This window comes from Microbacterium sp. LMI13-1-1.1 (assembly GCF_040815625.1).
Lineage (GTDB): Bacteria > Actinomycetota > Actinomycetes > Actinomycetales > Microbacteriaceae > Microbacterium > Microbacterium forte.
Genome location: NZ_JBFPNL010000001.1, coordinates 1,222,666 through 1,245,238, shown reverse-complemented (window position 1 = coordinate 1,245,238; position 22,573 = coordinate 1,222,666). Strand labels below are relative to the sequence as shown.

The following is a 22,573-nucleotide window of genomic DNA, read 5'->3' as shown; positions in this document are numbered from 1 at the left end:
GCCCCACATATGTCATTCCTGGAATACGCTCCGGCCCCGGAGTCGAAGGCGGTCCTGAACCTCAAGGACAGCTACGGCCTGTTCATCGATGGCGAGTTCGTCGACGGATCAGGAGCGAGCTTCACGACCATCTCTCCCGCCGATGAGAGCCGCATCGCCGAGATCGCCACGGCGAACGATGCGGACATCGACCGTGCGGTCGCCGCCGCGCGTCGTGCCTACGACAAGACCTGGTCGAAGATGAGCGGTCGCGATCGGGGCAAGTACCTGTTCCGCATCGCACGCCTCGTGCAGGAGCGCGCCCGCGAGCTCGCCGTCGCCGAGAGCCTCGACAACGGCAAGCCGATCAAGGAGAGTCGCGACGTCGACGTTCCCCTGGTCGCATCCTGGTTCTTCTACTACGCGGGCTGGGCCGACAAGCTCGACCACGCGGGCCTCGGCGCGAACCCCCGTGCGCTCGGCGTCGCGGGGCAGATCATCCCCTGGAACTTCCCGCTGCTGATGCTCGCGTGGAAGCTCGCTCCCGCTCTGGCAGCCGGCAACACCATCGTGCTCAAGCCCGCCGAGACCACGCCGCTGACGGCGCTGATCTTCGCGGAGATCCTCCAGCAGGCCGACCTTCCAGCCGGCGTCGTCAACATCGTGACGGGCGCAGGTGCGACCGGTGCGACTCTCGTGCGCCACCCCGATGTCGACAAGGTCGCGTTCACCGGTTCGACCGGAGTCGGACGCGACATCGCCCGAGCGGTCGCAGGAACCGACAAGAGGGTCACGCTCGAGCTGGGCGGCAAGGCGGCGAACATCGTGTTCGACGACGCGCCGATCGATCAGGCCATCGAGGGCATCGTCAACGGCATCTTCTTCAACCAGGGCCACGTCTGCTGTGCCGGAAGCCGCCTGCTCGTGCAGGAGTCGATCCACGACGAGGTCATCGACCGACTGAAGAACCGTCTGTCGACGCTGCGGCTCGGCGACCCTCTCGACAAGAACACCGACATCGGCGCGATCAACTCGGCGGCGCAGCTCGCGCGCATCCGTGAGCTCAGCGACATCGGCGAGGCCGAGGGAGCGAAGCGCTGGACCGCTGATTGCGCGATCCCCGACAAGGGGTTCTGGTTCGCCCCGACGATCTTCACCGGCGTCGAGGCGTCGCACCGGATCGCCCGTGACGAGGTGTTCGGACCCGTTCTCTCGGTGCTCACGTTCCGCACTCCGGCGGAGGCGATCGCGAAGGCGAACAACACCCCATACGGCCTGTCCGCGGGCATCTGGTCGGACAAGGGATCCCGCATCCTGGCCGTGGCCGACCGCCTTCGGGCGGGCGTCATCTGGGCGAACACCTTCAACCGATTCGACCCGTCGAGCCCGTTCGGCGGATACAAGGAGTCCGGATACGGCCGCGAAGGCGGACGCCAGGGTCTCACCGCATACCTGAAGGGGGCATCCGCATGAGCAAGCGATTGACCGTTCCGAAGACCTACAAGCTCGCCATCGGCGGGGCTTTCCCCCGCAGCGAGTCCGGCCGCACCTACGAGGTGCTCTCCGCCAAGGGCGCGTTCCTCGCGAACGCGGCGAAGGGCTCTCGCAAGGATGCGCGGGATGCCGTCGTCGCGGCGCGGGCCGCGGTCAAGGGCTGGTCGGGTGCGACCGCGTACAACCGCGGTCAGGTGCTCTACCGGGTCGCCGAGGTGCTGGAAGGGCGCCGAGCGCAGTTCATCGACGAGATCGCCGCGCAGGAGGGCGTCTCGTCATCCGCTGCCGCTGCGCAGGTCGACGAGGCGATCGACCTCTGGGTCTGGTACGCCGGCTGGTGCGACAAGTACTCGCAGGTCGCGGGCAACGCCAACCCCGTGTCAGGGCCGTACTTCAACATCTCGGTGCCGGAGCCGACCGGTGTGGTCGCGATCGTCGCGCCTCAGGACTCCGCACTCCTCGGTCTCGTGTCGGTCGTCGCACCCGCACTGGTGGCGGGCAACGCGGTCGTCGTGATCGCGAGCGAGCGGTTCCCGCTCTCTGCCATCAGCCTCGCCGAGGTGCTCGCCACGAGCGATGTGCCCGGAGGGGTCGTCAACGTGCTCACCGGGTCTCCGGCAGAGATGGCGCCGTGGCTCGCCTCGCATCAGGACGTCAACGCGCTCGATCTGGCAGGCGCTGGAGACCTCGAGTGGATCGACATGCAGATCGCCGCGGCCGAGACGCTCAAGCGAGTGCTGGCACCTGGCGCGGTCATCGCATCGCCCGAGCGCATCGGAGCCTTCACCGAGATCAAGACGGTCTGGCACACCAAGAGCATGGTCTGACTCGCTTCCGCACAACGAGGCCCGTCATCTGCGAGAGCAGGCGGCGGGCTTCGGTGCATTCAGGGCGATGCGGACTCGTGATGCGCGACCCCGCGCCAATGCGTCCCGGTGTCGGATGCAGCGGTTAGGCTCAGTAGACGATCTCAGGATCCCCCTAGGAGGACGCGCATGGCCCGTATCGGCGAAAGCGCTGACCTGTTCAAGTGCTCATTCTGCGGAAAGAGTCAGAAGCAGGTGCAGCAGCTCATCGCAGGACCCGGTGTGTACATCTGCGACGAGTGCGTCGAGCTGTGCAACGAGATCATCGAGGAGCGGATGGCGGAGTCCTCCGCCGACGGCACGGCGGACTTCGAACTGCCCAAGCCGCGTGAGATCTTCTCCTTCCTCGAGGAGTACGTCGTCGGGCAGGAGCCCGCGAAGAAGGCTCTGGCCGTCGCGGTGTACAACCACTACAAGCGAATCCGTGCGCACGGGACCCTTCAGACGGCCGAGCAGAAGGCCGAGAGCGTCGAGATCGCGAAGAGCAACATCCTGCTCATCGGCCCGACGGGCTGCGGCAAGACCTACCTGGCGCAGACGCTCGCGAAGCGACTGAACGTGCCCTTCGCCGTCGCAGACGCCACAGCGCTCACCGAAGCCGGCTACGTCGGTGAAGACGTCGAGAACATCCTCCTCAAGCTCATCCAGGCCGCCGACTACGACGTCAAGCGCGCGGAGCAGGGAATCATCTACATCGACGAGGTCGACAAGATCGCCCGCAAGGCCGAGAACCCGTCGATCACCCGCGACGTCTCTGGCGAGGGCGTGCAACAGGCTCTTCTGAAGATCATCGAGGGCACTGTGGCATCGGTGCCTCCTCAGGGCGGGCGTAAGCACCCCCACCAGGAGTTCCTCCAGATCGACACGTCGAACGTGCTGTTCATCGTCGCGGGCGCGTTCGCCGGCCTCGAGGACATCGTGTCGGCACGCGTCGGCAAGCACGGCATCGGCTTCGGCGCCCCGCTGCACGACAAGGGCAAGGATCTCGATCTCTTCAGCGAGGTACTGCCGGAGGACCTGCACAAGTTCGGTCTGATCCCCGAGTTCATCGGTCGTCTTCCCGTCGTGACCTCGGTCTCGCCGCTCGACCAGAGTGCGCTCATCGACATTCTCACGGGACCTCGCAACGCACTCGTCAAGCAGTACCAGCGCATGTTCGAGCTCGACGGCGTTCAGCTCGAGTTCGAAACAGAGGCGCTGCGCTCGATCGCCGACCTCGCCGTCGAACGCAAGACCGGCGCTCGCGGACTCCGTGCGATCCTCGAAGATGTGCTCGGGCCGATCATGTTCGAGATCCCCTCGGCCGAAGACGTGGCGAAGGTCATCGTCACCCAGGCGGCCGTCGACGAAGGCGCTGCGCCGACGATCGTGATGGAGCGCAAGCGCAAGAGCGCGTGAGTTCGGTTCCCTCGCCCTGGCGAGTGGTCGGCAGCGAGCTGGTGCATGCCGATCGCTGGATCCGCGTGCGCGCGGACGACTGCGTCGATGAGCGTCAGCGGACCATCGCGCCGTATTACGTGCTCGAGTACGGGGACTGGATCTCGGTGCTGGCCCTCGACCGAGAGGGCCACGCGATCGTCGTCGAAGAGTACCGACACGGAGCCGGGATCGTCGCGGTCGGCACGATCGGCGGCGGCGTGGAGGCTGGCGAATCGCCGGACGCAGCCGCGGTCAGAGAGCTGCGCGAGGAGACCGGGTACGAGGCCGAGGAGATGATCGGTCTCGGAGCCACCTGGGCCAACTTCGGCAACCACACCAACCGGGTGCATCACTTCCTCGCCCGAGGCTGCGTGCGCGTCGCCGAGCAGTCGCTCGATGACAGCGAGGCGATCGCCGTGCACACAGTCCCTCTCGACACCCTCGGCGAGCTTCTCTCGCAGAGCTACCATCAGCTCACCTGGTACAAGGCGATGGAGCATCTCGACCGCTGACGTCAGGAGGCGGCGCGCGACTCTCTCATGCTTCGAGGCCGCGGCGCTTCAGCAGCGGCGCGATCTCGGCATCCCGGCCGCGGAACTCGCGGTATGCGTCGAGCGGATCCTTGGAGCCACCCACGCCGAGGAGACGGGCGCGGAACCGGTCGCCGTTCTCGCGCGTGAGTCCGCCGTTCTCGCGGAACCAGTCGACCGTGTCGGCGTCGAGCACCTCGCTCCAGATGTAGGAGTAGTAGCCGGCGCTGTATCCGCCCGAGAAGACATGCGCGAAGTAGGTCGACGAGTAGCGGGTCGGCACGACGGGATCGTCGAGTCCGATGTCGGCGAGCGCGGCCGCCTCGAACTCGGCCACGTCGTCGACGACGGCCTTCGTGTCCATGCGATGCCACGCCTGATCGAGCCACGCCGCCGCGAGGTACTCGCTCGTCGCGTGCCCCTGATCGAACGTCTCGGTGGCGCGGAGGCGTTCGACGATCGCAGGCTCGAGCGGTTCGCCGGTCTCGTAGTGACGCGCGTAGTTGTCGAGGACCTCGGGCCAGAGGATCCACATCTCATTGACCTGGCTCGGGAACTCGACGAAGTCGCGGAAGACGTTCGTGCCGGCGAAGTGCGGGTAGGTGACGACGGCGAACAGACCGTGCAGTGCGTGCCCGAACTCGTGGAACAGCGTCGTCACCTCGTCGAGAGTGAGCAGGGTCGGCTCGCCGTCACCGGGAAGCGGGACATTGAGGTTGTTGACGACGACGGGCAGCGTCCCTCGGAGGCGCGACTGGCTGACGATGGGGTTCATCCACGCGCCACCGCGCTTCGAGTCGCGCGTGTAGAGGTCGAGCACGTACAGGCCCACCGCGCTGCCGTCGGCATCGCTGACCTCGAACACGCGAGCACCCGGGTGGTAGGCCCGGAGGTCGTGCCGCTCTGCGAACGTCACCCCGTAGAGCTGTGTGGCCGCGAAGAACACCCCGTCCTGCAGCACCCGTTCGGCCTCGAACCACGGGCGCAGCGCGCTCGTGTCGATCGCATAGCGGGCAGTGCGCACCTTCTCGGTGTAGAACGCCCAGTCGTGCGCCTCGACCGTGAAGGATGCGGCCTCCGTCTCGTCGACGATCGACTGCAGGGTTTCGCGCTCTGCACGGGCGTTCCGCGCAGACGGCGCGGCGAGCTCGCGCAGCATCCGCTCTACAGCCGCAGGGCTGCCGGCCGTCTCGTCTGCGGTGACGTAGCCGGCATGCGAGTCGTAGCCCAGCAGCGCTGCGCGCTCGGCGCGCAGGCGGACGATCTCCGTGAGCACCGGCCGGTTGTCGTTCGCGTTGGGGCGGGTCGCCCGCGACCGTGAGGCCGCCATGATGCGGCGGCGGGACTCGCGGTCGCGGAGCTGAGCGAGATACGGATGCCCGGTGAACAACGGGAGAGTGATGACGAACCGTCCGTCGAGGCCTCGATCGCTCGCCGCACGAGCTGCGGCGGAGAGCTCCCCACTGCTGAGACCGTCGAGTTCGTCGGAGGAGTCGAACACCACGGCGAGATCGTTCGTGTCGTTGAGCAGGTTGCGCTCGAAGGTGTTGCTCAGCGTCGACAGCTGCTGATTCAGTGCGGTGAGCCGGCTCTTCGCGTCGTCGTCGAGGGCCGCACCTGCGTGGGTCATCTCGCGATGGTGCCGCTCGACGAGGTACCGCTGCTCATCGTCGAGCTCGAGGTCATCCAGGCGCGCATGCACCTGCTGGACGCGCCAGTACAGCGCCCCGTCGAGAGTGATGGCATCCTGATGCGCCGCCATGAGCGGAGCGAGCTGCTCGTCGATCTTCTGGATCTCGGGCGTCGCGTCGGCCGATGTGACGGTGTAGAAGGTGTGTGCGACGCGGTCGAGCAGTTCTCCGGAGCGCTCCAGCGCCTCGATCGTGTTCTCGAAGGTGGGCATCGATCGCACCATGGTGATCCGAGAGATCTCCTGGAGATGCTCGTCGAACGCCGCCTGGAACGCGGGCAGGTAGTGCTCGGGCGTGATCGCCGCGAAATCGGGGAGCCCGTAGGGGAGTGCAGACGGCTGAAGCAGAGGGTTCGAGGCGTCGGTCATCCTCTGAGCCTAGCCATCACCCGCTGCAGGGCGTCGACGACGACGCGCACGGATTGTCGTCTCAGGTTCTCCGGCCTGGCGAGCACGTCGATCATCCGGTGGGTGCTGACTCCCCGCAGCGGAAGCCGCACGATGTCACGGTCGTCGACGGTGCGGGACGTATAGCGCGGCAGCATCCCGAGGACCCCGCCCGCAGCGATGACCGCGGCGACCGCACCGTAGTCGTTGATCCGGTGGCGGATCTCGACGGGACGCCCGGCGACGGCTGAGACGGCGCGCAGCACATCGTCGGGCGAGTATCCGATGCGACTCGTGACCCAGGGGCTGTCGATGACGTCGAAGGACGTCACCTGTGCGCGGGTGGCGAGAGGGTGGGAAGACGAGACGGCGACGTCCAGCGGTTCTCGAACGAGCGCCAGGCTGCGCACCCCGTCTGTCGGCCACGGCGGCGAATGCTCCATGCGGTGCGCGAGCACGAGGTCGTACCGGGCTGCGAGAGCGGGGAACTCGCTCTGCGCCACATCCTCGTCGGTGAGCTGCACGGTCGGCGGCGCGGGGGAGTCGTCGAGTTCACGGATCAGCGACCCGAAGAGCGCCTGCCCGACGCTGTGGAATCCGCTGATCGTGACCACGCCGGTGCTGTCGTTCTCGAAGTCGTCCAGCGCGCTGCGCGCTGCGGCCATCGCGTCTATCGCCTCGGCGCCCGCTGCCGCAAGCGCCTGCCCGGCTGCGGTCAACGTGAGGCGACGGCCGTCTTTGCGCGTGAGCGGTGTGCGGAAGCTCCGTTGCAGGGCTGCCAGATGCTGTGACACGGCAGACGGGGTGACGTTGAGCGTCTCGGCGACGGCGGTGACGCTCCCCAGAGCGCCGAGCTCTCTCAGGATCTGCAGCTGATGGAGTTCCATCCCTTCAGATTAGTATTTGCTACAGGGTCTATGCAGAACTTGCCGATTGTTCTACATGGTCGAATGCGATCAGATCGACACATGAAGGCATTGTTCAAAGCCGAACGCGCCGCCGGACTCGAGCTCGTGGATCGTCCCGAGCCCACTGCGGCGCCCGACGAGGTCGTGATCCGCGTGCTGCGCACGGGGATCTGCGGCACCGACCTGCATATCCGTCGCTGGGACGACTGGGCTGCATCCGCCATCGATGCCCCACTCATCCCCGGTCACGAGTTCTACGGCGAGGTCGTCGAGGTCGGTCCGCTCGTCCACGACATCGCTGTGGGCGATCGAGTGTCGGGCGAGGGGCATATCGTGTGCGGCACGTGCCGCAATTGCCGCGCAGGACGCCGCCAGATGTGCATCCGCACGATCGGCCTCGGACTGCAACGCGACGGCGCCTTCGCCGAGTTCCTGGCGTTGCCCGCCGTGAACGTCTGGGTGCATCACGCCGACGTGGCGCCGGAGCTCGGCGCGATCTTCGATCCTCTCGGCAACGCCGTGCACACGGCGCTCACGTTCCCGCTCGTGGGCGAGGATGTGCTCGTGACAGGGTGCGGTCCGATCGGCCTCATGGCGATCGCCGTCGCTCGGCACGCCGGAGCCCGCTTCATCGCGGCGACGGATGTGAGCGCGCCTCGCCTCGAGATGGCGCGTCTCATGGGCGCGGACGAGGTCGTCGACGTCTCGGCCCGCGAGATCCGAGATGCCCAGCAGGCGCTCGGTCTGCGCGAGGGATTCGACATCGGCTTCGAGATGAGCGGCGCGGCGTCGGCGCTCCCGGCGATGATCGACAACATGAACCATGGCGGCCGGATCGCGATGCTCGGACTGCCCAGCACCGGATTCGAGATCGACTGGGGCAAGCTCGTCACGCACATGCTCACGATCAAGGGGATCTACGGACGCGAGATGTTCGAGACGTGGAACGCGATGGGTGCCATGCTGCAGACGAGTGCGACGCTGCGCGACTCGATCGGACGGGTGATCGCGGATGTGATCCCCGCCAGGGACTGGGAACAGGGCTTTGCCGCGGCCGAGTCCGCCGGCACGGGAAAGATCATCCTCGATTGGACGGAGCTGTGATGTACGGGACATTCCAGAAGCATGTGGCTGACGAGCTCGCCGGGATCGAGGCTGCGGGCCTCACGAAGCACGAACGAGGCATCCGCGGGCCGCAGAACGCCGAGATCACCGCCGACGGCGCAGAGGTGCTCAATTTCTGCGCGAACAACTACCTCGGTCTCGCCGACGACCCGCGGATCCTGGATGCCGCCACTGCGGCACTGCAGGAGTGGGGCTACGGGCTCGCCAGCGTCCGCTTCATCTGCGGTACGCAGGAACAGCATCTGGAGCTCGAGCGACGACTCGCGGGGTTCCTCGGCACCGACGACTCGATCCTCTACTCGTCATGCTTCGACGCGAACGGAGGAGTGTTCGAGACGCTCTTCAGTGCTGAGGACGCGATCATCTCGGACGAACTCAATCACGCGTCGATCATCGACGGGATCCGTCTCTCGAAGGCGCGTCGGCTTCGCTACCGCAATCGTGACATGGCGGATCTCGAAGCGCAGCTGCAGGCGGCATCCGATGCACGCTTCCGGGTGATCGTCACCGACGGTGTGTTCTCGATGGACGGCTACATCGCGCCGCTCGCCGAGATCTGCGACCTCGCGGATCGCCACGACGCCCTGGTGTTCGTCGACGACTCGCACGCGGTCGGCTTCGTAGGGGAGAACGGACGAGGAACGCCGGAACTCTGCGGTGTCGCCGATCGCGTCGACATCTATACGGGCACGTTCGGGAAGGCGCTGGGTGGAGCATCCGGTGGCTATGTCGCCTCGCATGCCGACATCGTCGCCCTGCTGCGTCAGCGTTCGCGTCCGTATCTGTTCTCGAACACGCTCGCCCCCGCCATCGTCGCCGGAACCCTCACCGCGCTCGATCTCGTCGAGGGTTCGGCCGATCTCCGTGCGCGTCTGCGCGACAACGCGGCACTGTTCCGTGAGCGGATGACCGCGGAGGGTTTCGATCTGCTGCCGGGAGAGCATCCGATCGTCCCCGTGATGTTCGGTGATGCGGCTCTCACGGCACGCATCGCGACCGAGATGCAGGCGCAGGGGATCTACGTGACGGCGTTCAGCTTCCCTGTAGTCCCCAGAGGACTGGCGAGGATCCGAGTGCAGCTGTCGGCCGCGCATACGACTGCGCACATCGAGCGGTGTGTGGCGGCGTTCGTCTCAGCGCGGGCCGCCGTGAACTGACACCCTCCGTCAGCAAAGAGTCCTTTGCAAAAGTTTGCTTGCAAAGAACTCTTTGCAAGAGTATCTTCGCAGGTATGGAAGAAGAACAGCAGTTGCGGCGGCTCGACGCGGGGGCACTCAAAGCCCTCGCGCACCCGCTGCGTGTGAGGATCTTCGATCTCCTCAGCGCTCACGGGCCGCAGACGGCGAGTTCGCTCGCCTCGATGCTGGGGGAGACCTCGGGGTCGACCAGCTACCACCTGCGCACCCTCTCGGCGCATGATCTGATCCACGAGGTCGAGGGACGCGGCACGGCTCGGGAGCGATGGTGGGAGCTGCCGCAGGGGCGCATCGACATCCCCGGTCCGAGCCAGAGCATGTCGCCGGCGAACCGCGCTGCTGCTCAGATCGTCTCGTCCGAGTTCTTCCGCCTCCGTCACGAGACCCTGATGGCCTATGTGAACCGTCCGGACACGGAAGTCCCCGAGGGATGGAAGGATGCGGGCCTGATCGCGACGACGCTTCTCGAGATGACCCCCGCGCAGATGGAGGATCTCAAAGACGAGCTCATGGCCGTCATCGACGGAGCGGTGGAGCGCTATCGCGGCCAGACAGGACCGGACGTACGTCGCGTGTCTCTGCGCACTGAGCTGTTCGACCTCGCGGCGTCGGGTCCGGTGCTCTCCGATGCCGCTGACCAGAGCACGGAGGAGTCATGACCAGCGCGACCATCCACCTCGTCGTCCCGACGCGTGCCGAGCGCAAGCTGCTCGGCCTCGCGGGAAGACTCACGGCCTTCGTCGAGCATCGCATCGAGCGACGTGCCGAGAAGAGGGCGCTCGATCTGCGCCTCCTCCGCCAACGCCAGGCCGGACGGCAGGATCCCCACGCCGCCGACCATCTGCTCGCACAGATGGGGATATCGCGGCGCTGACAGCCTCAGGCACGGCGAAGCCCCCTGCCGCAGACGCGGACAGGGGGCTTCGTCAGCAGAGACCGCTCAGTCCTCGAAGGGCCGGGCGACCACATCGCCGGACCCGGTCTGGAAGACCTCCCAGCCCGCATCGAGCTCTGCGATCGCGCGGCCTTCGAGCCACGTGAGCGTCCAGTGCCCGGAGAGACCGCGCGATTCGACCTCGGCGATCGCCGGCCGGAGCGCGGCGGGAACGGATGCCGGTGGCTCGGAACCGGTGGCCCACCTCGTGCCCAGCTGCATCAGGCGCCCTCGACCGGCGCGAGCTCGATCGCGGTGACCGCGAACTCGTCGGCCTCGGTGAACTCGAGTTCGGCGATGCGTCCCACTGCCCGGAGGTCGTCGGCCGCGGCGCGGAGCGCCTCGAGCTTGACGGCGGGAGCGGCGATCGCGGCGCGGGAGACCGGAGTCTTCTGCGATGCCTTGGCCTCGGTCTTGGCGCGGCGGATGCCGATCAGCGCCTCGCTCGCGGCCGACAGCACGGCCGTATCGCCCTCGATGCCGAGTGCTTCAGGCCACGCCGCGGTGTGCACCGAGCCTTCTTCGAACCACGACCACACTTCTTCGGTCGCGAACGAGATGATCGGGGCGAGCAGGCGCAGGAGCGTCGACAGTGCCAGACGCAGCGCGAGAGCGGCGGATGCCTGACCCACGTCGTTCTGGTTGTAGGCGCGCTCCTTGACGAGCTCGAGGTAGTCGTCGCAGAACGTCCAGAAAAACGCCTCGGTCACTTCGAGCGCCTTGGCCTGGTCGTAGTTCTCGAACGCCTTCGTCGCCTCCTCGATCACGGCGTCCAGGCCGGTGAGCATCGATGCATCGAGCGCGTGGGTGACCTGAGCGCCCTCCGGTACGGGGAACGACAGCACGAACTTCGCGGCGTTCAGCACCTTGATCGCCAGACGGCGGCCGATCTTGACCTGCGTCGGGTTCTGCGGGTCGAAGGCGGCATCCATGCCCAGGCGGCTCGACGCGGCCCAATAGCGCACCGCATCCGATCCGTGGGTCTCGAGGATGTCCGCCGGAGTCACCACGTTGCCCTTGGACTTCGACATCTTCTTGCGGTCGGGGTCGACGATGAAGCCCGAGATGGCGGCGTTGCGCCACGGCGATCGGGAGTCCTCGAGAGTCGATCGCAGCATGGTCGAGAAGAGCCAGGTGCGGATGATGTCCTGGCCCTGGGGGCGCAGGTCGAACGGAGCGGTGAGCTGCCACAGCTCCTCGTCGCGCTGCCATCCGCCGGCGAGCTGCGGAGTGAGCGACGAGGTCGCCCAGGTGTCGAGGATGTCGGCTTCGGCCTCGAATCCGCCGGCCGCACCGCGCTGGTCCTCGGTGTAGCCCGCGGGGACGTCGGTCGTCGGGTCGATGGGAAGGCTCGCGTGGTCGGGAGCGATCACCCGGTCGTAGTCGCGCTCGCCGTTCTCATCGAGTCCGTACCAGAGCGGGATCGGCACGCCGAAGAAGCGCTGGCGTGACACGAGCCAGTCGCCGGTCAGGCCGCCGACCCAGTTCTCGTAGCGCACGCGCATGAAGTCCGGGTGCCACGCCAGCTGGGTGCCGCGCTCGAGCAGCTCGTCGCGCAGCTTCGTGTCACGCGCGCCGTTGCGGATGTACCACTGGCGGGTCGAGACGATCTCGAGCGGGCGGTCGCCCTTCTCGAAGAACTTCACCGCGTGGTTGAACGGCTTGCCGACCGCCGTCATGTCGCCGGTCTCCTGCAGCTTCTCGACGATGGCCTTGCGGGCCGAGAACACCGTCTTGCCGGCGAGCTCGGCCTGGTACCAGTCGATCGCCTCAGCGTCGGCCACGATCGACGGGGCGGTGGGGAGGAACCGGCCGTCGAGACCGATCGTCGTCATGTTCGGGAGGTGGTCGCCCGCGGCTGTGCGCAGCTCACGCCACCAGATGATGTCGGTCACGTCGCCGAAGGTGCAGACCATCGCGGCTCCCGTGCCCTTGTCGGGCTGTGCGAGGTGGTGTCCGTGGATCTCGATCTCGGCGCCGAAGAACGGCGTGCGCACCTTCGTGCCGATCAGGTGCTTGTGCGGGCCCTCGGGGTGGGTCACGATCGCGATGCACGCCGGCAGCAGCTCGGGGCGGGTGGTCTCGATCGTGATCGAGCCGGATCCGTCGGCGAAGGGGAAATCGATGGTGTGATAAGCGGCCTGCTGGTCGCGATCCTCGAGTTCGGCCTGCGCGATCGCCGAGCGGAAGTCGATGTCCCACAGGGTCGGTGCGAGCGACTGGTAGGCCTCGCCGCGCTCGAGGTTGCGCAGGAACGCGAGCTGGCTCTGGCGGATCGTGTCGTCCGAGATCGTGCGGTACGTCTGGGTCCAGTCGACCGAGAGACCGAGCTGGCGGAACAGCGCCTCGAACTGCTTCTCGTCTTCGATCGTCAGACGCTCGCAGAGCTCGATGAAGTTGCGTCGGCTGATCGGCACCTGGTCGGCGGCGCGGCTGGACTTGTTGTCGCCGCCCTCGAACGGCGGTGTGAAGTCGTCCTGGTAGGGAAGCGAGGGGTCGCAGCGCACGCCGTAGTAGTTCTGCACCCGACGCTCGGTGGGAAGGCCGTTGTCGTCCCAGCCCATCGGGTAGAACACGTTCTTGCCGCGCATGCGCTCGAAGCGCGCCTTGACGTCGGTGTGCGTGTACGAGAACACGTGGCCGATGTGCAGGCTGCCGGATGCGGTCGGCGGGGGAGTGTCGATCGAGTACACACCCTCGCGGCCGGACTGTGCGGCGCGGAGTCGGTCGAACAGGTAGGTTCCCTGCTCCGACCACGACTCACCCCACTTCGCTTCGAGACCTTCGAGTACGGGCTTGTCGGGAATCACGGACATTGAGGTCTCCTCGAGCGATGTATGCGGCACTGTGTGAGCGTGCCTGAGTGTGGGTTGTGCCCCACAGTCTAATCGCCCCGAACCGGAGGGGAGCCCCTCACTCGCCCCAGACGGCCTCGACGATCGCGGCTGCCTGGTCGTTCGTCACCTGGATGTCGCCGTAGGTGCTCGACGCGATCTCCAGGTCCGGCGAGATGCTCCGCACCAACGCCTCGAGGTCGATCGATTCGCCATCACTTCCGTCGACGCCGAGGTCGATCTCGTCGCTGGGCACGTCGTTGTGCTCGAGGACGATCCTCAGGATGCCCGCCAGATCATCGGCGGAGGCGTCTTCGTGGTCGAGATCGACGCCCACGCTCAGATAGAAGGTGAACCCGGAGATCGTCTTCGCAGCGTAGGCATCGGTGACGCCGATCTCTGAATCCATCAGCGCTGCGGGAATCGTCTCGGCGAAGTCCCCGTCGGAGGTCTCCTTCAGAAGCGGGCCGCACCCGCTCAGTGCGAGCATCATCGCCGCGAGCGCGAGTGCGACGGCTCCCCGAGTGGCTCGCGCACGGCCGGTGATGCTCATATCAGCGTTCCACTCCTTGGTATACCTGGTGATCGACCACTGTGCCGCCGAGACCGGCGAGGTCCCAAGGATCCGTTCCGCCGTTGGCATCGCGATAGGCGGCTTCCCACTCTGCCACGGACGTCGCATACTTCGGGTTGTTGTGTGCTCCGAACCCGTGTGCCCCATCCGGGTCCGGGAGCGTGATCTGGTGGATGTTCGGCGGGAGCACGGTCACCGGGGTGTTCGGGATGTCGAACGGGGACTGGCCCGGCAGCCCGGGAACGCCGACGAGGCTCCCATCCAGCATCGGCACGACGTCTGTCGCGTGCTGGAACGCGTAGACCGGCACGTTCGGCGGCACGTGGAAGTTGTCGACGGGGGAGCCGTTCGTCACGACCCCGATCGGGTTGTACGGGAAGGACGAGTCCGCGGCGAGGTTCGCCGCCATGATGCCGCCCTGGCTGAAGCCGGTCAGCACGACGTCGGATCCCGCGGGGATCCCCGCCTGCTGCATCGCATCCAGCACCGCGCGCTCGTACTGCGTGCGGAAGAGCGGGTTGTCGAGCATCAGCGCGAGGTTGTTGTCCCGGTCGTTCATCGCGCCGCTCGAGGGGCCGAACTCCCAGGCCTGTGTCGACGGGAGCGACACGACCCAGTGCGTCGAGCCGTCGGGACCGACGACCTCTTTGATGTCGATCGCCGTGGAGCTCTCCCCGCCCATCGCGTCGGTCGTGCCGTTCACCGACACGAGATCCGACAGCGAGTCGAGCGAGGTGACCTCATGAGCGTCGTTCCATGCGGCCAGTTGATCCTCGTTCAACGTCGACGGATCGATCTCGCGGACCCGCGCGTCACCGGTCAAGAAGTCGTGGAGGACGTTGCCGAACACCAGTCCGAGCGGCCCGCCGGTGAGTCCGCCGACCAGCGGCAGCATGTCGGCGAGGACATCGCGGAGGGTGGCCAGCGCGTCGCCGACGAGCGGCACGAGCTTGTAGAGGAGCTGCGCAAGAGACACGACGGCGCCGGTGAGACTCTTGACCAGCGCGCCGGCGGTGCTGACGAACTCGGCTGCGGACTCGGCGAACCGCTGGATGTCCTCGAGCTTCTGCAGGGGATTGAGGCTGAAGCGGAACAGATCGTCGGCGAAGCGGCTCAGGCGACCGAGGAAGTCGCAGATCAGCACTCGTGTCGACTCGATGATCTGGCTGACCAGGCGCACCGCGCTCGCCGTGGCTCCGGTCCACTGGGCGGCATCCTCAGCGACGGACAGCAGGTCGCCGTACCGGGCCCGCAGCGCGCGGACCGTGCGGCCGTCGAGCTCGGCCAGCCGGGGCTCGGCATCGCGGAGCGTCTCGACCACTCGGCGGAGCGAGCTCTCTGCGCCCTCCCAGCGCGAGGCGAACCCGCCGACGGTGCCGGGGTCGCCGAGGAGATCGTCGAACCACTCCCGCAGCGGGGCGATGTACTGCATGAGCATGCCGGCGATGCCGGGGATGCTCGCGCAGTCGGCCTGCGAGGCGCTGTACCCGGGTGCTCCCGCCGCCCACGAACCGGAGCGCACCTGGCTGCTGATGCTTGCGACGGCGCTCACAGCTCTCCCTCGATGGCGCGGAACGAGGTGACGGCGCCGTCTTCGATCGCGCCGAACGCATCGACGATCCCCTTGAGGCCGGTCGCCGTCGCGTCGGCGAGAGTCGTCGCTGCAGCGAGCGTCGACTCGGAGGCATCCGCGAGCGCGTCGACCGCGGGCCCGAGCAAGGGGCCGCACATCGCGCCGAACGCCGGCTGCCCCACACCTCCGGCGGCTGTCGTGGCGGCGGAGCCGAGCAGCTCGGCCGCTGCGGTGAGCACCCGCACGTGCGCGCGGAGCTCGTCCTCGTCGATCACGATCTGCTGATTGGATGCGGTCATGATGATCGGTTCCCCCCGATGATGTGATGTCTGTCCGACGTCAGCTGCCGCCGAGGACGCGCTGACCGGCGAGGTCGGCGTCCGAGTACTGGGTCGCGAGTTCGCCGAGCAGATCGGAGACGGCCATGACGAGCCCCGTTCGCTCACGCATGTTGCCGTCGAATCGCTCCTGTGCGGCGTCGAACGCCGATTGCGCGTCTCCCGACCACGAGCGACGCAGAATCGTCGCGTGCGCGGTGAGCTCCTCCAGGCCGGCGTCGATGTTGCGTGACGCGACGCTGATGGCCTTGGCGGCCTTCGCCACCTGCGCCGGATTGACCTCGATGACGCCCATCAGCGGTACTCGATCGTGCTGCCGCCGACCTGCGGGAACGCGGTGTCGACATCCTGGCGCACCGCGGCCACGAGAGGGGAGTCGGCCCCGAGGGTCTGCTCCATCGAGACGAGCACCCTCTCCGCCGCGACCCGCTGCGCCCTCGCGATCGTCTCGGTGATCGTGACGCCGAGGGATGCCAGATCTGCGGCCGCGCCTGACTGCAGTCTCACCGACTCGATGGCCCCGGTCGGCCGCGCGGTGATCGTCACTCGGCCGTCCGCCGACGTGACCGTCGCCATGGTCTGCGACGCCTCCGTCTCGAGTCTGGCCGACTCCTGGGCCAGCTGTCGGGACTGCGTGATCTGGGCATCGATCTTCGCGTTCACTGCGGCGATCGTGTCAGCGAGTTCTTCGGACGACACTGTTCCCCCTCCTCCGGTGTCATCGCAGTATATGAGGGAGCGATGACGGTATGAAGGTCCCACGACGCCCGTGTCACCGCGGAGGATCTAGAATTGGATCGAGTCCAAGAACTGATGCATCCGCGTCATCTCCCGCATTCCCTCCCGAGGAACAGCATGCCTATCTCCTTCCTGCGCCGTGCCATCCCGCTCGGCGCGACCGTCGCCGTGAGCGCACTCCTGCTCAGCTCCTGCGCTGCGCCCTCGTCCGAGTCCGACGGCGGTGAGCTCGTCTGGTCGATCGAGGGTGCGAACCTCTCAGCGGGGCACATGGACCCGCAGGTGAGTCAGCTCGACGTCTCGGGCATGGTGCAGCGCGCGGTGCTCGACTCCCTGGTCTTCCAGGAGGATGACGGTTCGTTCGTGCCCTGGCTCGCGAAGGACTGGAAGGTCTCGGACGACAGCACCGAGTACACGTTCATGCTGCGTGACGACGTCACGTTCACCGACGGCGAGCCGTTCGACGCGGAAGCGGTCAAGGCGAACTTCGATCGCATCGTCGATCCCGAGACGGAATCCGCGCAGGCGGCCAGCATGATGGGGGCCGACTTCTACGAGGGCACCGAGGTCGTCGACGAGCACACGGTGAAGGTGAGCTTCACCCAGCCGTACGCGCCGTTCCTTCAGGCGACGAGCACGCCGCAGCTCGGCTTCTACTCGCCGGCCGTGCTGGAGGAGTCCGCCGACCAGCTCAAGGCGGGCGGCCCGGGGATCACCGTCGGAACAGGACCGTTCGAACTGAGCGAGTACACACCCGATCAGGAGATCGTCTACACGCGCAACGACGACTACGCCTGGGGGCCGCACGGCGAGAAGGCACCGAAGGTCGAGACGCTGCGGGTCGAGATCCAGCCCGAGGCATCCGTGCGCACGGGCGTCATCGAGAGCGGCGAGGCCGACCTCGCGAGCAACATCCCGCCGAACCTCGCGGGTGACCTCGGCGACGGCATCACGGTCGATTCGATCGAATACCCGGGCCTGCCCTACTCCCTGTACCTCAACGAGAAGTACGGCGTCTTCGCCGACGAGAAGGTGCGCCAGGCGTTCGCGTTGGGCATCGATGTCGACGCGGCCGTCGAGGAGATCTTCTTCGGACAATTCCCTCGCGCCTGGAGCGTGCTCGGCTCCACGACTCCCGGTTACGACGCCTCGCTGGAGGGCGCCCGACCGTTCGACGCGGACGCGGCGAACACGCTTCTCGACGAGGCCGGATGGACGGAGCGCGACTCCGACGGCATCCGCATGAAGGACGGCGAGCGCCTCTCCGCGCGGTGGATCGCATGGACTCCGGTCCCCGACGACCGCGCTGCTCTCGCGAACGCCATCCAGTCGGATCTCAAGACCATCGGCTTCGAGGTCGTCCGCGAGACGCTCGAGCCCGGCGCCTACAACGAGCAGTACGAGCCGAAGACCTTCGACCTCACCGACTGGGGATTCTCGGGCGTCGACCCGGACTTCCTCCGCGCGCACCTGCACACCGAGGGGTTCCAGAACGCCTCGCAGGTCACCGATCCCGAGATCGATGCGCTGCTCGAGCAGGCCGTCGCGTCGAACGATCAGGATCAGCGCAACGAGATCTACACCCAGCTGCAGGAGTGGAACGCCGACTACACCGCGATCGTCCCGCTCTACAGCCCGTCGGCGATCACGGCTGTCGGCGAGCGGGTGGACGGGCTCGCGTACGACCTCTACGGTCGTCCGCTGTTCTACGACGTGAGCGTCGGCTGACACCCGAATCATCGAGCGCCCCTCGCTCGCGCACTGCGATATCGTTCGTGAGCGCGCGCCGTGAGCCGAGGGGCGCTCAGGATCCGTCGAGAGGGCGTCAACGGTGAAGGCAGCGCTCACCCGGGTCGCCGGACTCGCGGCATCCGTCGTGATCGTCCTCTGGGGTGCGGCGACGCTGGTGTTCCTCGCGTTCCGGGTGATCCCGGGCGATCCGGTCTCCGTCATGCTCGGGCCCCAGGCGCAGGTGAGCGATGAGGTCAAAGACGGCATCCGGGCGGAACTGGGACTCGACCGTCCTCCACTCGAGCAGTACGTCACGTTCATCGGGCAGCTCGCGCGAGGAGACCTCGGCGAGTCGTATCAACTGCGGATGCCGGTGGTCGAGGTCATCGGCCGCCAGCTGGGTTCCACGCTGCAGCTCTCCGCGCTGGCGCTGCTCATGGCCGTGGTGCTCGCCTTCGCCGTCGCGCTGCTCGTGCGAGGGCGCGCCGGGCGCACCGTCGCCGCGGCAGTCGAACTCGCCATCCTCTCTTCACCCGTCTTCTGGATCGGCCTGATCCTGCTCAGCGTCTTCGCGTTCGGACTCGGCTGGTTCCCCGTGTCCGGTGCACGCAACCCGGCGACGATCGTGCTGCCCGCTATCACGCTCGCCCTGCCGGTGGCTGCTCTGCTCAGCCAGGTGCTGCGCGACGGCCTCGCCCAGGCCGAGCGGATGCCGTTCGCCGAGACCGTGCGTGCGCGGGGTGCGAGCGCGTCCTGGTTCACTCTGCGGCACGGCCTCAGACACGGCGCGGCGAATGCGGTGACGCTCGCCGCGTACCTGACCGGATCCGTGCTCGGAGGAGCGGTCCTCGTCGAGACGGTGTTCGCCAGAGCAGGTCTCGGTCGGGTGACTCTCGCCGCCATCACCAATCGTGATCTGCCGGTTATCACCGGCATCATCCTGCTCAGTGCCCTCGTCTTCGTGGTCGTCAACCTCGTGGTCGAGCTGCTGCACCCGCTCATCGATCCTCGTCTGCGCATCGACCGAGGAGGCGTGCGGTGAGGCGGGCGCAGGCCGTGCTGCTGTGGGGCGCCACGGCGGTGCTTCTCGTGCTCGCCTTCGCCGCGGTGTTCCCCGGGGTGCTCGCCACGCACGATCCCCTGCAGACGGACGTGCGGGCTTCGCTGCTGCCGCCGAGCGCAGACCACCTCTTCGGCACCGACCAGAGCGGGCGCGATGTCTTCTCACGGGTGGTCTACGGAGCCGGGCGCTCGATCGGCATCGGACTGCTCGCCACGGGCGTCGCCCTCGCGGTCGGACTCATCGTCGGGTCTCTGGCCGGGCTCGCTCCCCGGGGCGTCGACGCCGCACTCATGCGGGTGAACGACGTGCTGATGGCCTTCCCCGAGTTCCTGGTCGCGCTCGTGGTGGTGGCGGTGCTGGGGCCGGGTCCCGTGAACATCGCGATCGCCGTCACCCTCGCCGCCGTACCCGTCTACATCCGCCTCGCGCGCGTGCAGACGCGCACGCTGCGCGGCGCAGAGCATGTCGAGGCCGCCCGCATCCTCGGGGTGCGCCCTGTGCCCGCCTTCGTGAGGCACGTCGTGCCCGGCGTGCTCGGGTCGCTCAGCGTCCTGGCGACGATCGGCATCGGATCGAGCATCCTCGCCGCGGCCGGACTCAGCTTCCTCGGTCTCGGGCCATCGGAGCCGACGCCGGAATGGGGACTGATGCTCGCCGGCGGACGCAACGTGCTCGGTCAGGCCTGGTGGATCGCCGTCTTCCCCGGCATTGCGATCACGATCACCGTCATCTCGGCCACGATCGTCGGTCGTGTGCTGCGAGCCAGAGCAGAGGGGCTGACGTCATGACCGCCGCGCTCGAACTCGTCGGCCTGCGCGTCGACTTCGGAGGGACGCCCGTGGTGAGCGGTGTGTCGCTGTCGGTCGAGCGAGGTGAATGCGTGGCGATCGTCGGAGAGTCCGGGGCCGGCAAGACCCTGACGGCGAGGGCTCTGCTGGGACTCGCTCCGCAGGGTGCCCACGTGGCGTTCGATCGACTCGTCGTCGACGGGACGGACGCCGCCCGTCTCGGCGAACGCAGGTGGCGGGCCCTCCGCGGCGCCCGCATCGGACTCGTCTCGCAGGATGCGCTGGTGTCTCTCGACCCGCTGCAGCGAGTGGGCTCGGAGATCGCCGAGCCGCTTCGTCTGCACGGACTCGCGACCGGGCGGGCCGCGCTGCGCGAACGGGTGCAGGACCTGCTGCACCGGGTCTGGATGCCCGACGCTGCCCGGCGGGCACGCCAGTATCCGCATCAGCTCTCCGGAGGGCTCCGGCAGAGAGCGCTGATCGCCTCGGCCATCGCGGCCGAACCCGCAGTCCTCGTCGCCGACGAGCCGACCACCGCACTCGATGCCACCGTGCAGGCGAGGATCCTCGGGCTGTTGCGAGACATCGCCGATGCGGGCACCGCCATCGTGTTCATCAGTCACGACTTCGCGGCCGTGCGCAGGATCGCGGATCGGGTGCTGGTGATGCGCAACGGCATCGTCGTCGAGTCAGGGCCCGTCGATGAGGTGCTCGAGAAGCCGCAGCACGAGTACACCCGTCAGCTCATCGCCGCCACGATCCACGAGCCACGTGCAGAGCGTGAAGGCACGGCCGAGCCTGTGCTCGTCGCCGCCGGGGTCACGAAGGCGTTCGGCGATCTCGTCGCGGTGCAGAACGCGTCGTTCTCCGTGGCCGCCGGACGCACACTCGGCATCGTCGGGGAATCGGGATCGGGCAAGACGACGCTGGCGCGAATGATCGTGGGCGTCGAGGATGCGGACGACGGAGGCCTGCGGTGGATCGGACAGCACCGGGTGCAGCTCGTGCACCAGAATCCTCTCGGTGCCTTCGACCCGCGATGGACGATCGGGAGATCGCTGAGAGAGGCGCTCGCCGCCGGGGGGGTGCCTCGTCAGCAGCGAACGGCTCGAGTGGTGGAGCTTCTCGCCGAGGTCGATCTCGACCCGGCGCTCGCGAGCCGCAGACCCATCGCCCTGTCGGGCGGGCAGCGTCAGCGCGCGGCGATCGCGCGGGCGCTCGCCGCTGAGCCCGAGGTGCTGGTTCTCGACGAGCCGGTATCGGCTCTCGACCCTTCGGTGCGTGAGAAGGTGCTGCAGCTCCTGCTGCGCCTCCAGCGCGAACGGGAGCTGACGATGATCTTCGTGTCGCACGACCTCGATGTCGTCGGCGCGGTGGCCGACGAGGTGCTCGTGATGCAGGACGGCGTGATCGTCGAGCAGGGAGCGGTCACCGACGTGTTCGCCGCGCCGCAGCATCCGTTCACCCGGGAGCTGCTCGAGGCGAACCGGCCCGTCAGTCCATGACCTGGATGCCGATCCCCGCCGCGAGCAGCGGCGCGAGCTGCTGCACCTGGAAACCGGTGAGCGTCGTGCCTCGCAGGCTGTTCGCATCGAGGAACGCAGAGGCGTCGAGTCCGCGGAGGTCGACGTGCCTGGCCCGCATCGCCCGGGTGTCGACCTCGTCAGAACGACTGCCGGTGAAGCCCACGCGCGTGAGTTCGGCCTGAGGCATGTCGAGGGTGCGGATGCCGCAGTCGCGGATCTCGATGTCGGTGGCCTTCGCCGCCCCGAGATTGAGATAGTCGATGCGCACGTCGCTGAGCAGCAGCTCGTCGATGCGAGCGCTGCTCAGATCGAGCGTGCCGATGCGGCCCCCACTGATGCGCACGCGGCGGATGCTCGCATCCCGCATCTTGAGCGATGCGATCCGCACGCCGGTGAGGTCGACGTCGATGAGCGTGGCACCTGTCAGGTCGACCGCGTCGGCATCGGCGGCGACCGTGCACTGCTCGAGCGAGGCATGGGCGAGGTCGACCGTGCCATCGAGATCGAGACTCGCTGCGATCAGATCGACGCTGCGATGTGCTGCGGCGGACGTGAACTCCCGCGGAAGGTCGGGCGGCGAGACGCGGGGAGCCACGGGGGATTCGAGGGAGCGGGCCATGCTTCGAGAGTAGGGGGTGGGTGCGACAGCGCCCAGAGTGCTCAGGAGGCGCACCCCCGCCGCCGCGCGTACAATGGAGACACGAGCATCGATCCGGACATCACCGGGGAGCTCTCGGAAGAACGGTCGGGCTCGCACGGGTCGACTCAGTAGAACCGAGCGGGGCAGGCCCGTCACAGCCGCAGTGAGAGTGGCTCCGCCGTGAGGCGCGGCACGCGAGGTGGTACCGCGGTTCCCCGGGATGAGATTCCGGACGGATCG

Annotated in this window: 22 protein-coding genes; 12 read left to right on the top strand and 10 right to left on the bottom strand. The window is 67.6% G+C overall.

The genetic code is table 11. The features are described 5' to 3' along the window. Window positions 1-9: 9 nt before the first annotated feature. The 4 genes from MRBLMI13_RS06120 to MRBLMI13_RS06105 all read left to right on the top strand — a co-directional run bounded on the left by MRBLMI13_RS06120 (window position 10) and on the right by MRBLMI13_RS06105 (window position 4,270). The gene (locus MRBLMI13_RS06120) at window positions 10-1,452 is read left to right on the top strand and encodes an aldehyde dehydrogenase family protein (protein ID WP_367819723.1); all 1,443 of its coding nucleotides are present in this window, start codon (window positions 10-12) and stop codon (window positions 1,450-1,452) included. Then, the gene (locus MRBLMI13_RS06115) at window positions 1,449-2,300 is read left to right on the top strand and encodes an aldehyde dehydrogenase family protein (protein WP_042540771.1); all 852 of its coding nucleotides are present in this window, start codon (window positions 1,449-1,451) and stop codon (window positions 2,298-2,300) included. The genes MRBLMI13_RS06120 and MRBLMI13_RS06115 overlap by 4 nt, the downstream gene beginning before the upstream one ends. Before the next feature lie 168 nt (window positions 2,301-2,468). Then, a complete protein-coding gene (gene clpX, locus MRBLMI13_RS06110; RefSeq protein WP_042540765.1) occupies window positions 2,469-3,737 on the top strand; it encodes an ATP-dependent Clp protease ATP-binding subunit ClpX in 1,269 nt (422 codons plus the stop codon). Beyond that, on the top strand, window positions 3,734-4,270 hold the full coding sequence (locus tag MRBLMI13_RS06105; protein ID WP_367819726.1) for an NUDIX hydrolase: 537 nt from the start codon (window positions 3,734-3,736) through the stop codon (window positions 4,268-4,270). Before clpX ends, MRBLMI13_RS06105 begins: the two co-directional genes overlap by 4 nt. Window positions 4,271-4,295: 25 nt before the next feature. On the opposite strand, the gene MRBLMI13_RS06100 is transcribed toward MRBLMI13_RS06105, so the two are convergent. Then, window positions 4,296-6,347 carry a M3 family metallopeptidase gene (locus tag MRBLMI13_RS06100; RefSeq protein ID WP_367819728.1) on the bottom strand — a complete coding sequence of 684 codons (2,052 nt, stop codon included), beginning with the start codon at window positions 6,345-6,347 and terminating at the stop codon, window positions 4,296-4,298. Further along, on the bottom strand, window positions 6,344-7,252 hold the full coding sequence (locus tag MRBLMI13_RS06095) for a LysR family transcriptional regulator (RefSeq protein ID WP_042540763.1): 909 nt from the start codon (window positions 7,250-7,252) through the stop codon (window positions 6,344-6,346). The genes MRBLMI13_RS06100 and MRBLMI13_RS06095 overlap by 4 nt, the downstream gene beginning before the upstream one ends. 81 nt (window positions 7,253-7,333) lie before the next feature. On the opposite strand from MRBLMI13_RS06095, the gene tdh reads away from it, so the two are divergent. From tdh to MRBLMI13_RS06075, 4 genes are all read left to right on the top strand, one after another. Further along, window positions 7,334-8,377: an L-threonine 3-dehydrogenase gene (gene tdh, locus MRBLMI13_RS06090; protein WP_367819730.1), complete on the top strand. Its 1,044-nt coding sequence runs from the start codon at window positions 7,334-7,336 to the stop codon at window positions 8,375-8,377. Further along, window positions 8,377-9,555, top strand: a complete 1,179-nt coding sequence (locus MRBLMI13_RS06085; protein WP_367819732.1) for a glycine C-acetyltransferase — start codon at window positions 8,377-8,379, stop codon at window positions 9,553-9,555. Before tdh ends, MRBLMI13_RS06085 begins: the two co-directional genes overlap by 1 nt. Window positions 9,556-9,629: 74 nt before the next feature. Then, on the top strand, window positions 9,630-10,253 hold the full coding sequence (locus MRBLMI13_RS06080; RefSeq protein WP_309689368.1) for an ArsR/SmtB family transcription factor: 624 nt from the start codon (window positions 9,630-9,632) through the stop codon (window positions 10,251-10,253). Further along, window positions 10,250-10,468 (top strand): hypothetical protein, encoded by a 219-nt coding sequence (locus MRBLMI13_RS06075; RefSeq protein WP_309689365.1) that lies wholly within the window; start codon window positions 10,250-10,252, stop codon window positions 10,466-10,468. The genes MRBLMI13_RS06080 and MRBLMI13_RS06075 overlap by 4 nt, the downstream gene beginning before the upstream one ends. A 66-nt stretch (window positions 10,469-10,534) precedes the next feature. Here the strand turns inward: MRBLMI13_RS06075 and MRBLMI13_RS06070 are convergent, their stop codons facing one another. The 7 genes from MRBLMI13_RS06070 to MRBLMI13_RS06040 form a co-directional block, all read right to left on the bottom strand. After that, entirely contained in the window at window positions 10,535-10,750 is a 216-nt protein-coding gene (locus tag MRBLMI13_RS06070) for a hypothetical protein (protein ID WP_042540758.1), read from the bottom strand. Then, on the bottom strand, window positions 10,750-13,344 hold the full coding sequence (gene valS, locus MRBLMI13_RS06065; RefSeq protein WP_367819735.1) for a valine--tRNA ligase: 2,595 nt from the start codon (window positions 13,342-13,344) through the stop codon (window positions 10,750-10,752). Before valS ends, MRBLMI13_RS06070 begins: the two co-directional genes overlap by 1 nt. A 97-nt stretch (window positions 13,345-13,441) precedes the next feature. Further along, window positions 13,442-13,915: a hypothetical protein gene (locus tag MRBLMI13_RS06060; protein WP_079113043.1), complete on the bottom strand. Its 474-nt coding sequence runs from the start codon at window positions 13,913-13,915 to the stop codon at window positions 13,442-13,444. Window position 13,916: 1 nt separating this feature from the next. Beyond that, on the bottom strand, window positions 13,917-15,488 hold the full coding sequence (locus tag MRBLMI13_RS06055) for a hypothetical protein (protein ID WP_367819738.1): 1,572 nt from the start codon (window positions 15,486-15,488) through the stop codon (window positions 13,917-13,919). Beyond that, window positions 15,485-15,808, bottom strand: coding sequence for a hypothetical protein (locus tag MRBLMI13_RS06050; protein ID WP_367819740.1), 324 nt, complete (start codon window positions 15,806-15,808; stop codon window positions 15,485-15,487). Before MRBLMI13_RS06050 ends, MRBLMI13_RS06055 begins: the two co-directional genes overlap by 4 nt. Before the next feature lie 40 nt (window positions 15,809-15,848). Beyond that, entirely contained in the window at window positions 15,849-16,142 is a 294-nt protein-coding gene (locus tag MRBLMI13_RS06045; RefSeq protein WP_367819742.1) for a WXG100 family type VII secretion target, read from the bottom strand. Then, window positions 16,142-16,546: a YbaB/EbfC family nucleoid-associated protein gene (locus MRBLMI13_RS06040; RefSeq protein ID WP_309689352.1), complete on the bottom strand. Its 405-nt coding sequence runs from the start codon at window positions 16,544-16,546 to the stop codon at window positions 16,142-16,144. Before MRBLMI13_RS06040 ends, MRBLMI13_RS06045 begins: the two co-directional genes overlap by 1 nt. 156 nt (window positions 16,547-16,702) lie before the next feature. Here MRBLMI13_RS06040 and MRBLMI13_RS06035 point away from each other — a divergent pair, with 156 nt between their 5' ends. The 4 genes from MRBLMI13_RS06035 (at window position 16,703) to MRBLMI13_RS06020 (ending at window position 21,672) form a co-directional block, all read left to right on the top strand. Then, entirely contained in the window at window positions 16,703-18,313 is a 1,611-nt protein-coding gene (locus MRBLMI13_RS06035) for an ABC transporter substrate-binding protein (protein ID WP_367819744.1), read from the top strand. A 103-nt stretch (window positions 18,314-18,416) separates the two neighbouring features. After that, window positions 18,417-19,358: an ABC transporter permease gene (locus MRBLMI13_RS06030; protein ID WP_367819746.1), complete on the top strand. Its 942-nt coding sequence runs from the start codon at window positions 18,417-18,419 to the stop codon at window positions 19,356-19,358. Further along, window positions 19,355-20,167, top strand: coding sequence for an ABC transporter permease (locus MRBLMI13_RS06025; RefSeq protein ID WP_367819748.1), 813 nt, complete (start codon window positions 19,355-19,357; stop codon window positions 20,165-20,167). The genes MRBLMI13_RS06030 and MRBLMI13_RS06025 overlap by 4 nt, the downstream gene beginning before the upstream one ends. Further along, complete coding sequence (locus tag MRBLMI13_RS06020; protein ID WP_367819750.1) at window positions 20,164-21,672, top strand: ATP-binding cassette domain-containing protein; 1,509 nt, start codon at window positions 20,164-20,166, stop codon at window positions 21,670-21,672. The genes MRBLMI13_RS06025 and MRBLMI13_RS06020 overlap by 4 nt, the downstream gene beginning before the upstream one ends. Here MRBLMI13_RS06020 and MRBLMI13_RS06015 read toward each other — a convergent pair. After that, on the bottom strand, window positions 21,662-22,312 hold the full coding sequence (locus MRBLMI13_RS06015; protein WP_367819752.1) for a pentapeptide repeat-containing protein: 651 nt from the start codon (window positions 22,310-22,312) through the stop codon (window positions 21,662-21,664). The two genes, MRBLMI13_RS06020 and MRBLMI13_RS06015, sit on opposite strands and share 11 nt — an antisense overlap. Between the last annotated feature and the right edge of the window lie 261 nt (window positions 22,313-22,573).